General features: G+C 39.6%; 12 protein-coding genes and 2 pseudogenes. 3 read left to right on the forward strand and 11 right to left on the reverse strand.

Going from position 1 to position 12,947, the window contains the following annotated elements; all coding sequences use genetic code 11:
- Positions 1–366 precede the first annotated feature (366 nt).
- The 10 genes and pseudogenes from V7K49_RS19170 to V7K49_RS19220 all read right to left on the reverse strand — a co-directional run bounded on the left by V7K49_RS19170 (position 367) and on the right by V7K49_RS19220 (position 8,936).
- Positions 367–1,059 carry an HAD family hydrolase gene (locus tag V7K49_RS19170; protein WP_335206903.1) on the reverse strand — a complete coding sequence of 231 codons (693 nt, stop codon included), beginning with the start codon at positions 1,057–1,059 and terminating at the stop codon, positions 367–369.
- A 258-nt stretch (positions 1,060–1,317) separates the two neighbouring features.
- Positions 1,318–1,446: a hypothetical protein gene (locus V7K49_RS19175; RefSeq protein ID WP_335206904.1), complete on the reverse strand. Its 129-nt coding sequence runs from the start codon at positions 1,444–1,446 to the stop codon at positions 1,318–1,320.
- A 9-nt stretch (positions 1,447–1,455) separates the two neighbouring features.
- Positions 1,456–1,823 (reverse strand): annotated as a pseudogene (locus tag V7K49_RS34725) (type II toxin-antitoxin system YhaV family toxin); the annotation flags it as partial.
- Entirely contained in the window at positions 1,820–2,170 is a 351-nt protein-coding gene (locus V7K49_RS19190; RefSeq protein ID WP_335206906.1) for a hypothetical protein, read from the reverse strand. The gene V7K49_RS19190 and the pseudogene V7K49_RS34725, both read right to left, overlap by 4 nt.
- A 358-nt stretch (positions 2,171–2,528) precedes the next feature.
- Positions 2,529–3,623: a 4-hydroxyphenylpyruvate dioxygenase gene (hppD, locus tag V7K49_RS19195; protein ID WP_335206907.1), complete on the reverse strand. Its 1,095-nt coding sequence runs from the start codon at positions 3,621–3,623 to the stop codon at positions 2,529–2,531.
- 106 nt (positions 3,624–3,729) lie between these two features.
- A complete protein-coding gene (locus V7K49_RS19200) occupies positions 3,730–4,434 on the reverse strand; it encodes an SDR family oxidoreductase (protein ID WP_335206909.1) in 705 nt (234 codons plus the stop codon).
- An 80-nt stretch (positions 4,435–4,514) separates the two neighbouring features.
- Entirely contained in the window at positions 4,515–5,801 is a 1,287-nt protein-coding gene (locus tag V7K49_RS19205) for an IS1/IS1595 family N-terminal zinc-binding domain-containing protein (protein WP_442948679.1), read from the reverse strand.
- A gap of 184 nt (positions 5,802–5,985) precedes the next feature.
- Positions 5,986–6,765, reverse strand: a complete 780-nt coding sequence (locus V7K49_RS19210; protein WP_335206911.1) for a phosphate ABC transporter ATP-binding protein — start codon at positions 6,763–6,765, stop codon at positions 5,986–5,988.
- Between the two features lie 717 nt (positions 6,766–7,482).
- Positions 7,483–7,884: pseudogene (locus V7K49_RS19215) on the reverse strand (extracellular solute-binding protein); the annotation flags it as partial.
- An 89-nt stretch (positions 7,885–7,973) separates the two neighbouring features.
- A complete protein-coding gene (locus V7K49_RS19220) occupies positions 7,974–8,936 on the reverse strand; it encodes a stage II sporulation protein M (protein WP_334872055.1) in 963 nt (320 codons plus the stop codon).
- 80 nt (positions 8,937–9,016) lie between these two features.
- On the opposite strand from V7K49_RS19220, the gene V7K49_RS19225 reads away from it, so the two are divergent.
- Both V7K49_RS19225 and V7K49_RS19230 read left to right on the forward strand, forming a co-directional pair.
- Complete coding sequence (locus V7K49_RS19225) at positions 9,017–9,862, forward strand: hypothetical protein (RefSeq protein WP_335206913.1); 846 nt, start codon at positions 9,017–9,019, stop codon at positions 9,860–9,862.
- Positions 9,863–9,907: 45 nt separating this feature from the next.
- On the forward strand, positions 9,908–10,693 hold the full coding sequence (locus V7K49_RS19230) for an RDD family protein (protein WP_335206914.1): 786 nt from the start codon (positions 9,908–9,910) through the stop codon (positions 10,691–10,693).
- Positions 10,694–10,866: 173 nt separating this feature from the next.
- On the opposite strand, the gene V7K49_RS19235 is transcribed toward V7K49_RS19230, so the two are convergent.
- On the reverse strand, positions 10,867–11,655 hold the full coding sequence (locus tag V7K49_RS19235; RefSeq protein ID WP_334872061.1) for a DUF1868 domain-containing protein: 789 nt from the start codon (positions 11,653–11,655) through the stop codon (positions 10,867–10,869).
- Positions 11,656–11,855: 200 nt separating this feature from the next.
- Between V7K49_RS19235 and holA the strand changes: the two genes are divergently transcribed.
- Positions 11,856–12,845 (forward strand): DNA polymerase III subunit delta, encoded by a 990-nt coding sequence (gene holA, locus V7K49_RS19240; protein ID WP_335206916.1) that lies wholly within the window; start codon positions 11,856–11,858, stop codon positions 12,843–12,845.
- The last annotated feature ends 102 nt before the right edge of the window (positions 12,846–12,947 follow it).

The following is a 12,947-nucleotide window of genomic DNA, read 5'->3' on the forward strand; positions in this document are numbered from 1 at the left end:
TAACCCCCTAACTGTTAAGGGAGAAGTCGGATTTTCTTGGCTCTGTTCAATATAACGGAATGTAACAATACTATCTTTGGCAACTTGGTATAAGAGGTTTTACTACGCAAAACCTATCCCTCTCCAACTCCCAGAGGGACAGACTTGAACTTTAGTTCAAGGCTGGGAGAGGTTTGTTAAGCTCACGTTGATTAGATTTTAAGAATGTTGGCTGAAAACCCCCAAGTTGAAACCCAAAAAGACTATTTGGCTATAAGAGAGGGAATTTATTTCCTGGGGAGTAATTGGCATAATTGAGATTGATGCAAAAGGAAAGACAATAAACGAATGCCGATTAATTCAATCTGTTGCAGCTACACAGCCTTTCTAGACAAGGTGTTTAGGTTTTAGGACTAAATCTACAGCAGCGCTGAAATCCTTAACAATTAAGTCGGGGTGGTAAAGTTCCAATTGGGTGCGATCGCGGATGCCAGATTCTACAGCCATCACCTTAATACCATAATTTTTAGCAGCGGTGATATCGGCTTCGGTATCTCCCACCATCCAGATATCAGTGGCGGGGGGCAGTTCTTCTAATGCCCTAGCCATTAATAAAGGCTTATCTTCAATATCACGAGTTTTAACGTAGTCGTTACTCAGGCAATAACAACGATTTTCCGGGAAAAATCTCCCTAAATCGTGTTTTTGAAAGGCATAATCTAGTTCTCGAAATCGGCGCATGGTCATAACTGCTAAATCAATTCCAGCTTGTTGAATTTTTAACAGTGCATCCACAGCACCAGGCGCGAGAGTATCATAGTGAAAGTAAGGTTCTGTATGCACAGTTTGCCGCCGCAACTGGGCAAATTCTTGTGCTTGGGCTGCGTCTAACCCTGAATTTAAGGCGATTTGTTTTTCGGGAACACGCGATCGCTTTAACTGCCAAAATTCCGCTTTCGGAAGTTCTTGCACTACTTGGTCTGGACGACGCGTTTTCTCCAAACAGAATTGATAAACACGGTAGTACCGTTCGGAAACATCAATAATTGGGCCGTCGAAGTCAGTAATCAGTCTTAGCATCGGCGCAAAATGTTAATTTTTATTAAAATTATCTCAGATATATGGCTATTTTTCGAGAGGATCAAGTCTAGCTAAGGGTTTTTTGTAAAGTTTTTTTAAGAAAGTATCGACGATGACCTGGAGGAAAATCTTCTAACTCTCCAAAAACTTCATACTTTCACCATCGGCTGTAAACTTCTCAATCAACATGCTGCCAGGTTTTATCATCGCGGTTTAAAAAACTAACACTTTAGATTTATTAGAGGTATTTTTAACCTCTTAAATTAAAGTCTCAGAATCTTCAGATATTGTTTCTATATTTAAATCTTCTTTGTTGAAATTGTCTATATCTAAAGAAGCGTTTAAAAGTTCGCTCCATGAATTTGGAGGGTTTTCCTGATCAAGCATTTTTGTAAATTTTTGATAAGGATCTGTTTTCGATCCTTCTTTTCTCAGCGTTTTTTCGTCGTTGACCCAAGCGTAAATAATTATTTTATCAGTACTACTGTAACGAAAAAATAAACGGAACCGTTGAAAAAATTTTGCTCGAAACCAATGCTTTCTATCTGCCCCTAGCTTTTTCCCTGTCTGAACTCTTTTGCTGTAGGGTCTTTAGGAATATGATTATAAACAAGCTCCTTAATAATGTTAAGGAGCTTTGTAGATGGGTGAGATTGGTATGTTTCAGGATTACTTTTTTCAAGCTGCTCAACAGTCACAATCAGTTTTTTAAAAGATTCACTGAAAGCGGGGTGAGCTTTTAATGTCCACCCATTAACATTCATGCAAAAATAAACTCCTCTGGTAGCTCCTCATTAAAATCAACTGTCATACCTTTGGTAAGAGCTTCTGCACGATGATACAAATCTTCAGTGAGAGGTTCAATAAAACTAGAGCTATGAGCAATATCTTTGTCAATTAAGTCTAAGAACGCTTCTGTATAAAATTTAGCTTTAACTTTGTCAAATTTTTTATTGGTTCTTTTTGCCTTTACATTGCTTTGGCTAGAGTAAAAGACTACCTCACTTCTAGACTCTCTACGAAAATCTATAAAATACTTACGTGGGTGTGCGTGATTAGGAGCTTCTACAATAGCAATATAATTACGTCTATCACGAGACTTGACTTTCATGTTTTTTAGTCTAGTTTTCAGCTTCTATATCTAATTTATCTCAATATCTTTCACTCTCCAAGTTACTTACAAATCAAGGTTATCACCATTAAGTCCATAGAAACAGTACAACATATCTAGCATTTGCATAAGTAAGTCGGCACGATAAAACCAAGGTATGTTGAGTTTTGTAAAAACCCTATAACGATTCATTTATAAGCTCTTTGCCGACTTTATACTTCGTTACATAGGTTTATTTTTTAACACCGATTTACTTAATCTCCAATATTGCCTACATTGAATTCCTGAAGTTGCTTGTCTACAAAATCAACTTGTTTGGAGTCTGGCTGAATTTCAATTGATATTTTGTACTCAGGCATCATTGCAGGGTACCGCGTTTGATTTGTTCACTTTCAATAGCTTCAAATAAGGCGCGAAAGTTACCTTCACCAAAACCTTTAGCTTGGAAACGGCGCTCAATAAACTCAAAGAAAAATGTCGGCTGTTCAAAAATGGGCTGGGTGAAAATTTGCAGTAGTAAGGGCGCGGTTTGTTGCGCCTCTACGGGAGGATATTCTTGCCAGTCCACCAGAATTTCCTGTTGAGCGATCGCTTCCAGTTCTAGAGGTGATAGGGTGAGTCCTGGACGCTGTTTTAGCTGTGAGTAGTAGCTTGGGGGAACTGAGAGTAAAGATAAACCACTGGCACGAAATTTAGCGATCGCACTCACAAGATTAGTCGTCCGCAAGGCAATATGCTGAATTCCTGGCCCCCGGTTAACATCGAGAAACTCCTGAATTTGGGAATTGCTGGAAGCTGGTTCATTAATTGGCAATTGAACCAGGGCGTTGCGCGAAACCATCACCTGGCTGTGTAAACCAGAGCGATCGGTTTTAATTTTAAATGCCTGCTGGGGTTGAAAATCTAAAATGTTTTCGTACCAAGCTACGGCATGTTCCAATTCACCAACTGCCACGTTTAACACTATGTGGTCTATGGCAGTAATTGAAGAGGACACGGGGACACGGGGACACGGGGACACCGAAAGTTCTTTCTTTGCGTCGCCTATTCCCACTTCTGGACAGCGCCTTTCGATCAACGTATGAGTCAGTCCACCCCAGGCGGCAATTTTGCCACACTTGAGAAATGCCGTACCCACCTGGCGTTCCTGGATGGGTTGTAGGATTGTAGCACCGTGCATTTGAGCTAGTGCGATCGCGCTTTTAACATCTTCGACAGCAAAAGCAACATCTGCCACACCAGGTGGATATTGAAGTAAAAACTCAGCTACTGGACTTGTGGGTAATAGTGGTGAAGATAGAAAAAAGCAGACATCACCACTTTTCACCACTTCTGTACAAGTGTGAAACGAACTGATGCTCTTGGCTACTGCTTGAAAACCAAGATGGTGTACAAACCAATCCCGCCATACTTTGGCGTCTTCTACATAGAAATGAACGTGATCAATTTTCATAAATACTGAAAATCAAGCATAACAGCTTATATGTCTGTAAATTTTGCCTTTTTTGCTAGATTTTCATGTCTTTACCAGGCAAGAATTATGTAGACGTACTCCCACTCTAAAAGAACAGATGACTATCAGGTTGAATGTTAATTTCCATTGGCACAGCTTGCGGTTCGGCAGAAAGGGCAAAAAAAATTGCATTGGCAGCAGTTTCAGGACTAAGCATTTTTTTTCGGTCTACTTTTAAGTTCACGTTATCCCAGAAAGGAGAATCTACCCCACCAAAGTAGAATAGCGTGAACTTGATACCAAAACGCTTGAGTTCCTCTGCCATGCATTTACTGAAACCAACAACACCAAACTTAGAAGCAGAATAAGCCGCTGCCATTGCCATCGAATGCTTGCCCAGAATTCCTACTAGATTACAGATGTGACCAGACTTGCGCTTTTGCATCTCTTCAGCAGCCGCCTGAGTGGTGTAAAAGCTGCCTTTTAAATTGACATTTATCATCTTGTCTAAATCAGCAGGTTCCAGGCTGTTGTAAGGCTTGAGTATACCAGCACCAGCTGCATTCACCAAAATATCGATTTGACCAAACTCAGCGACGGTCTTTTTTATCAAAGTATCTACTTGTTGGGGGTCAGTAATATCGGTGGGAACGGTCAAAACTTGCCCTGGTAAATCAGCGGCCAGTGTTGTTAAACGAACTGCATCTCTGGCAGCCAGTATCAACCGGACTCCGGTAGGCGCAAGTTTATGTATTAACGCTGAACCAATACCACCAGTAGCACCGACAACGACAACAACTTTATCCTGCATCGTATTATTAACATTTATTTACATCTTTTTACATAATACTGAATTACAGCTCAGGTTGTACGTAGACATCCAGAAAGTATTTACTTGCACAGTAGCGGCGTTATCTCATATTCCTTGCCACTGGCCTTTAATGTAAATGTGGGAGATGATTCTAGATATTTGGTAAAATTGGAACCTAACTTTAATTTTTTAATGATTGAATTAGGAGATTCTCCAGTTAGTTTCTGTATCTCTGTCCCTAGCTTGGACACAGATAATTTAGTTTTGGGAGAATTTATTTGGATATTTTGAATTATTTTCAATAGAAATTTATCTAATGTTTCTCCATCAGAAATTTTAGCAAAATATTCTTGTTTTTCCTGTTGAATAAATTCTGTAGATAACTCCTCTGGAAGAGAAATTATTTCTTCAATTTGTGGCTGTTTTTGATTATAGTTGATATTGATATTGCATCTTTCTTGAAATAAACTGGCAATAGCCGCTAAACTGTGTAATCGAGCATTGATTGAATCTTGTTCGTTTTTAATTAAATCTTGAATTTGCTCAACCACTTTTTCAAAGGATGGAACTTCTGTTGCCATTGATAAGGAATAATGAGTTAATTTGCCAGTATTCCGGTTTTCTATATGCAAACTTTGTCCTTGTCTACGTACCCAATAGACAATTAATCCTTGATTTTGGAGTTCATTACAGAGGTGGATCAAAATTCCATCGCTAGAACAGACCAAGATTTCTTTAGCTGTGGGATAAGAGCGTAAAATACAAGCACCAAGTGCGATCATTTTTGCATCAGCACTATCCTTACCCTCAGGCACATGGACAAGTTGATAGCCACGGTTATATAGTTCAATATCTTGCTTACCAATACTTTGATTTCTCCAGTTAGCAAATGCCATTTTAACTTGGAGAGGATACTTACAGATACTGGCTAAAAATAATTGTGAATTAATATCTAATTTTAAGTTTTCCGCATCCAAAAGTAGAAGGGAGATTCCTGTTTCTAATTGATGTCGAATTTCAGTTTTTTGTTGAAATTTTTGGAGCAATTGACTGAACACAGCAGATTCTAGCCAATCAGGCGATAATATAATTTGCAGCAGTTCTTCAGCTAATGTAAAACTAAAAGAGCTAAGGCTTTTATCCGTAACTTTTTCTTCTAATAGGTTTTTTACTAAAGAAAGTTCTCTAGTTTCAGGTATAGATATTTTAGGATGCCCGTTGCTGTTAGCAAGCAAGTCGGTTTCCAGGGAACGAGGAAATCCAGGCTCAAGAAATTGTTTACCACAATTTTTGCAGAGGTAATTTTGCTTGTCATTCCTACGACCATTTTTACGATGTAAAGTAGATTCGCACCGGGGACATTTCATCTTCTGATTCAGGTGGTCTAGAGCAAATACTGTTCTTAACTATATAGTATCAAAAAATACTGTAGCCGTCAGTTTATATTGCCCAACACAAGATCAACTCAAAGCAAGCAGAAATTAAATTCAACCTTAATTTACGCTTGCATTATGTCGTAGCCCTCTAAATAGCTAGAATTTAAGAAACACTTCAATTGATGCGGGCGAAAACGTAGTCGCGGGTGCGAGAATCCATGGGGTTAGTAAAGATTTTATTTGTAGTACCAAATTCAACCATTTGAGTAATGCGATTTTCATTACTACAAAAGAAAGCCGTAAAATCAGATAGGCGAGGAACTTGCTGCATATTGTGAGTAACAATCACAATTGTCAACTCAGAGCGCAAGTTATGGATCAGATGTTCAATTTTCATGCTACCAACAGGATCAAGACCTGAACAAGGTTCATCCATCAACAGAACGTTCGGTTTGACTGCTAAAGCACGGGCAATACATAATCTTTGTTGTTGACCGCCAGAAAGCTCTAAAGCAGATTTGTGCAGCTTATTTTTCACCTCATCCCAAAGTTCAGCAGCTTTGATGGCAGATTCAACAATCCCATCTAATTCTACTTTCGGATGCCATCCAATTAATTTCACCCCATAGGCGACATTATCATAAACGCTCATGGGAAAAAGATTTGGCTTGGGAAAAACCATACTAACTTGGCGACGTAAGCGATTGATGTTGACACGACGCTCATAAATACTCTGTCCAAAAAATTCTACTTTTCCTTCAACCCTCACTTCTCCTTCTAATTCACTCATGCGATTTAACGATTTAAGAAAAGTAGATTTGCCACAACCACTAGAACCAATAATTGCCGTGACTTGGTTTTGGTAAATATCCATTGACACGCCTTCAACTATCTTTTGAGTGTCGTAATATAAGCTGAAGTTTTTGACTCTGATGGCTGGAATTAGTTTACTCATATTCCCAAAACGTGTGAAACAAAACTTGACGAAGTAAAGCAGTAGAAATGAGCGCCGCTGTTTAACTATGTTACTCCCAAAAGGAGATGTTCATGGAAATTACGTAGCTATACAGCAGATAAACTGTTAGTATTTGTATTAAGACTGTATCCCAAAATTTCTCTTTTACAGACTTTTTATACCTACCTTTCGCACCTTGACCTATATACTATCCTTTCCTATAAAAAGGATTCGGGTTGGTTCGACTTAAAATAGCTATGTAGAAATAAAAATATTAATATCATATACCCTTCATGGGTAGTCAAACAACTTTGGATTTTGGACTTCGGCTCCTTTCGGCTTCTCTACCAGACGCTACGCGTAGCTTGCTTCCCCGTAGGGGTACGCTCAAGGCAAGTCGCTCAGTCGAACGGGTTTAAATTTTAGATTTTAGATTGACCCCATGCCTGTATTTTGCGTGTTCCCGCTCTTTAGGCGGTTACTCTGAATAAATAATTTTATTAGGACTTACGCATTGACAGGAAAGACCAAATATGATTGATTTGAAAAACCACATCTAATGACACTGGGAATTGCTGCAATTAATTCAACAACAAATGCTAAAGTTGTCAACTCACCTTACTAGACCATCGATTCAGTAATCAAAAACCTAACCCCCCAGCCCCCAACTCTTGTAGGGTTGGGGGAGAAGTTCTTCCAGGATTACGAATCAATGCTCTAGGAGAGGAAAGTAATAAGATTGCAAATATAAGGTTTGACAGAGCTATTCACTGTCTGAAGTACACGATTTGCCACATCAGATGGAATCTTGGTGTAGTTGAGGTCATCGTTATATTGTTGATTGTCTTTCAATACCCAATTGATCCATTTCTTAATAGCATCAGCTTTAGAAGCATTAGCATACTGTTTGTAAACCATAATCCAGGTAAGACCTACGATGGGATAACCTTGTCCTGGATCTCCTACAAAAACGCGGTAGTTGTCTGGGAAAGTGACAGTTGACAAAGCTGCATTTGCAGATTCTAAAGAAGGAGCAACAAATTCTCCTCTCTTATTTTGTACCAATGCTGATTTCAGATTGTTTTTGATCGCGTAGGCATATTCAACATAATCGATAGAATCAGTAGATAAGAGATAAAAAATATGTATGAAGTAATCGCAAAGTACAGATGTTGCGATCGCTTTGCTTCTTACCAATCCGCCGCCATCTAAATTATTTCATGTTGCTTGCGGCTACAATACATTACCAAAAGTATAAATAATCCTATTCCTGCTAGATATTTAATCGGCTCAGGTACGCTGGGATTAGGAGAAAAAAAGCCTTCGATCGCACCAGCAATAACTAACATTGGTACAATCCCAAATATTAGCTGCACTGCTTGAAAACCATAGAATTTCAGTGCATCACCACGGCGATATTTACCAGGAAATAAAATTGCTCTTGCTAATAAAAATCCTGCACCCCCAGCAAAAAAGATGGCGGGTAATTCTAAGGAACCATGCGGAAACACAAACGCCCAAAAAGGATAAGCCAGATTATTTTGACCCACCAAAGTACCAACAGCACCAATCAATAAGCCATTAAAGACCATCAAGTAGGCTGTATATGCTCCAGCCGTCATGCCACCAGCAGCAGCACCAAAAGATACCGACAGATTATTGATCATGATACCGCTGGATGCCAGAGGTTCAACGCCAACAATTGACCCCATCCACAATTTATGCTCATCTCGCACCTTGGTAATCAAACTTTCAGGTACTATCAACGACATAAAGCTAGGATTTTGCCAGGAATACCACCAAGCTACTACTGCCCCCAGTAGAAACAGCGCCGTTGCAGCAGCAATATATGCAAATGTTTTCTGGACTACAGATGGTAATCCCCAACGGTAAAATTCTAGGATTGCCTGCCATTCCTGTCGCCGCGAACCTTGGTAAATCTGCGTATAGGCACGAGTTGTTAAAGATTGTAAACTTTGTATCAAAGTATTGCTGATTTGCTGGGTACGGGCACGAGCTAAATCTGCTGCTACTGAACGATATAAACTCGCTAACTCTCTAATTTCTGTTGCTTGTAGGGACTTTAGCCCTTTTTTTTCTATCTGCTTTAATAGGGCATCCAAACGCTGCCAATTCGGTTCTCGTCGCGCAATCCAACGTTGAATATTCATGAATTTTGGGAACACTGAGTTTAACTTAGCTTAAAATATCCTCAAATTCATCTCCGTAGTTTCAAGGTAAATTTGCTATTATGTCTGAAAATTTTGGATCTGCCGGTCAGATACAACCACTGAGTGTAGGAAATGTTGTCAGTGCTGCGGTACGATTGTATCGTTCTCATCTGAAGACTTATCTGAAACTGGCTTTAATTGCTCACTTGTGGATTATAGTTCCGATCTATGGCTGGGCAAAATATGCAGCTATTTCTGGACTAATTTCACGCTTGGCTTTTGGAGAATTGATTTACCAACCTGAAAGTGTCAAAGCTGCCAGCAGCCATATTAATCCGCGTCTGTGGTCATTTTTAAGAGTTGGTTTTCAGGTAGGAATATCAATGCTTTTAATTTATTTTGGACTAGCGATCGCGGCTGGTATCTTGGCTGGCTTGCTGGGAGTAGTATTAGGAAGGATATTCGGTGGTAATACAGTCGTTATAATCGTAACTACATTGGCAATAATTTTTACAATAATTGTGGTGTTGGGACTAACCTGGTTCTACTCTCGTTGGGTAGTAGCTGAAGTACCACTAGCAGTTGAGGAAAATATTAATGGTAGCGAAAGTGTTGCTCGAAGTTGGGAGTTAACTAAAGCTTCGGTACTTCGCATTCAGGGCGTTGTTTTAGTTGCTTTTTTAGTTACACTGCCGTTAATGTTTGTATTAAACTATATACCTAGCTTATTCCTCATAAAGCTTGAGCAAGGTACTATTATCTACTGGATTGTGTATGTTATTTCTTTAATCGGCAGCTTAATAGGTGGAGTTTTAGTGATGCCATTCTGGCAAGCACTAAAAGCTGTTTTATACTTGGACTTGCGGACTCGGCGTGAGGGTTTAGGTTTGCAGTTACGAAAACCTCCCTCACAAGATTTTCGTTAACTCAACACCTTAATTCAACTCTATTAATTTTCAATTAGTTAAAATATGCGCTTTTTTAATCGCATCACATTCCAGACTCCAGAAAGTGTAGAGTTGGAATTCACTTTAGCGGGAATCGGCAATCGAGCTTTGGCACTGCTGATTGACTATACAATCTTGATTGTAACCTTGCTTCTGTTTGTCCTTGCTTGGAGTATCTTATCGACGCAACTATTAAATTTTGTTGAAGACTTTTTTACTAATGGCAAAAATTTAGGAGTTTGGTTATTAGCAATTTTCTTCATTATCGCTTTTGCAATTTATATCAGCTATTTTGTATTTTTTGAAACTTTATGGTTTGGGCAAACTCCTGGTAAACGGTTTGCTAAAATTCGCGTGGTTCGAGATGACGGTAGACTCATCGGGCTACAACAAGCAACGCTACGTGCCTTACTGCGACCCTTTGATGAAACTTTGTTTATTGGCGCTTTTTTAATTATGTTGGGCCGTCGCGAAAAGCGTTTGGGTGATTTGGCAGCTGGCACAATTGTGATTCAAGCCCAAATACCCACTGCATCCGCGACATTGATAATTTCAGAACAGGCAAAGGTACTCAATCAGCAGTTAGTAGAAATTGCCGATTTATCACAATTGTTGCCCGATGATTTTGCTGTTATTCGTGAGTATTTACAGCGACGTGGTGCAATGTCATTAAAGGCAAGAGCTTCACTATCTCTAAAGTTAGCCGAGCAAGTTAAAACTATTATTAATTTAGAAAAGCTCCCAGAAGCTATTACACCTGATATATTTTTAGAAGCTATTTACCTCGTTTATAAACAACCAGAATTTTGATGTAAAAAAACTAGTAACGTAAATTCAGAAGTTAGAATTCAGGAGTCCGAATAGTTAAAAAATCAGGAGAATATTTGCTGAATGAATATACCGAGCATACTAAACTCCTAATAAATCCTGACTCCTGAATGCTAAATTCTTACGTTTATTGTGAAGACAATCCGCGGATTAGATCAAAAATTTAAAATTGGCCAGTCTGGTTCACGATAATAGCGTGTCATATTGTCAAACTTCCGCAATTCGACGCGATGAATCAAAAATTCTGGCAAATTCAACAGCCATTCTTCATTCAATTCAGAAAGCATTGTACTGAAACTTGTGCGGTCTAAGTCAGATGAAACCTCCCCAAAATAAGCTAATGTAATATGGGCTGTGAAGTGATAATGCTGCTCAATACCCAAAGCAATTAACTTGGGATTTTGATAAATTGTTCGGCGAAATTTAATAATTTCCTCGTAGCAGCGTTCATCTTGAGGGACTAAACAAACAGCTACAGCTCTTGGCATCAGTATCAGTCCTAGCATTTGCCATTGAATTGGATGACTCCTGTTTGTCATCAATTGTTGATATTGCTGAAATATTTCGGTTAAACAAGAGTGTAACTCCTCGTCAAAATTGGGATTTTTTTCGCAAGCATCAAGGTAAGCACTGTCCCAAATTAAATCCGCTAAAGTCAGATGGAAGCTAGCAGGAGGTACAGGTACAATCAAATTACGGTTTACAGGCAACTGTAAAAGTTCCTGTTGGTAAGTCTGTAATTTGGCATAGAAAGCAGAGTTTTGTGATTCTTCTTCTGCCGGCGGGGTAGTTATCGTATAGCCAGGAAAGGACGCTGCTTGCCTCAACCCAGAATGTGGCTGGAATTTAGAAGATTCCTGAATATGCTGGACTTGGGATCTGTAGGCTTCTGGCAGCGTCAGTCGTGCTAACCGATTTAAGTAAGTTTGATAGTTGTCGTCCAATCTTCATAGCCTCACGCTCTCACTTGATAGATTTTAGGGAAAATTACCTTGATTAACAGAATGATTTCAAAAGTATTTAGTTTCTGGGTGTGATGGTTGAGGGAGTGGGGAGTGGGGAGTGCTGAGTAAAGAAGTAGGGAATTTCACTTCTTTACTCAGAATTCGGAACTGTTTTGCTCAATGCCCAATGAGGTTTATCTATGCCAATCTATGTTTATTGGGGTGAAGATGATTTTGCCATAGAAAAGGCGATCGCTCTTTTGCGCGATCGCGTCCTCGATCCCCAATGGATCAGTTTTAATTACACTTCATTTCCCCCAGATCAAGCTGATGCTGCTATCCAGGGGTTAAATCAGGTAATGACACCCACTTTTGGCGCTGGTGGGCGCTTGGTATGGCTGATAAACACTACTCTGTGCCAACACTGTCCAGACAATGTGTTAGCAGAATTGGTGCGATCGCTACCAGTCATTCCCGAAAACTCATTTTTATTGCTCACTAGCCGCAACAAGCCAGATGAACGCCTCAAATCCACGAAATTGTTAAAACAATTTGCTACCGAATTCCGAGAATTTCCCCTCATTCCCCCTTGGAAAACAGAATTGCTGGTGCAATCTGTTAATCAAGCAGCCCAGACTGTGGGCGTGAAACTGACTGCCAATACTGCCCAGCTGTTGGCAGAATCTGTAGGAAATGATACACGGCTACTTTACAATGAAATAGAGAAATTGCGGTTATATGCCCAAGGTAGCAACAAGCCTTTAGATGTAGATACCGTGACGAAGTTAGTAAGAAATACTACTCAAAATAGCTTACAATTAGCAGCAGCAATCAGAACAGGAGATACAGCTAAAGCTTTGACAACGTTGGCGGATCTGATCAATGCTGCCGAACCGGGATTACGGATAGTTGCCACACTAATTGGACAATTTCGCACCTGGGTATGGGTGAAGATTATGATCGAAAGTGGTGAGCGCAATCAACAAGCGATCGCTCAAGCTGCTGATATCGGTAATCCCAAACGGATCTACTTCTTACAGCAAGAAATCAGGCTGCTTTCTATGCAACAGTTAATCTCTTGCTTACCCCTACTACTGGAGTTAGAAGTCAGCCTCAAGCAAGGAGCATCAGAAATGTCAACACTCCAGACTAAAGTCATCGAACTTTGTCAAGTATGCCGAGGAAGTTGACAATCAAATATAAAAGCTTGATGTATTCAGCGGTTGCTGGAACTTCCAACTCCGAAAATAATTCCAAGTCCTTATAATATCCCTGATGTAGTTTTGTGTTAC

This window comes from Nostoc sp. (assembly GCF_036919675.1).
Classification (GTDB): Bacteria; Cyanobacteriota; Cyanobacteriia; order Cyanobacteriales; family Nostocaceae; genus Nostoc.

What these genes read in the sequence shown, in the direction of transcription:
- V7K49_RS19190 (WP_335206906.1), bottom strand. Translation starts at nt 2,170, where the DNA reads ATGAAAGTCAAGTCTCGTGATAGACGTAATTATATTGCTATTGTAGAA.
- V7K49_RS19175 (WP_335206904.1), bottom strand. Translation starts at nt 1,446, where the DNA reads ATGCTTGATCAGGAAAACCCTCCAAATTCATGGAGCGAACTTTTAAAC.
- V7K49_RS19205 (WP_442948679.1), bottom strand. Translation starts at nt 5,801, where the DNA reads ATGAAATGTCCCCGGTGCGAATCTACTTTACATCGTAAAAATGGTCGT.
- hppD (WP_335206907.1), bottom strand. Translation starts at nt 3,623, where the DNA reads ATGAAAATTGATCACGTTCATTTCTATGTAGAAGACGCCAAAGTATGG.
- V7K49_RS19170 (WP_335206903.1), bottom strand. Translation starts at nt 1,059, where the DNA reads ATGCTAAGACTGATTACTGACTTCGACGGCCCAATTATTGATGTTTCC.
- V7K49_RS19210 (WP_335206911.1), bottom strand. Translation starts at nt 6,765, where the DNA reads ATGAGTAAACTAATTCCAGCCATCAGAGTCAAAAACTTCAGCTTATAT.
- V7K49_RS19220 (WP_334872055.1), bottom strand. Translation starts at nt 8,936, where the DNA reads ATGAATATTCAACGTTGGATTGCGCGACGAGAACCGAATTGGCAGCGT.
- holA (WP_335206916.1), top strand. Translation starts at nt 11,856, where the DNA reads ATGCCAATCTATGTTTATTGGGGTGAAGATGATTTTGCCATAGAAAAG.
- V7K49_RS19200 (WP_335206909.1), bottom strand. Translation starts at nt 4,434, where the DNA reads ATGCAGGATAAAGTTGTTGTCGTTGTCGGTGCTACTGGTGGTATTGGT.
- V7K49_RS19225 (WP_335206913.1), top strand. Translation starts at nt 9,017, where the DNA reads ATGTCTGAAAATTTTGGATCTGCCGGTCAGATACAACCACTGAGTGTA.
- V7K49_RS19230 (WP_335206914.1), top strand. Translation starts at nt 9,908, where the DNA reads ATGCGCTTTTTTAATCGCATCACATTCCAGACTCCAGAAAGTGTAGAG.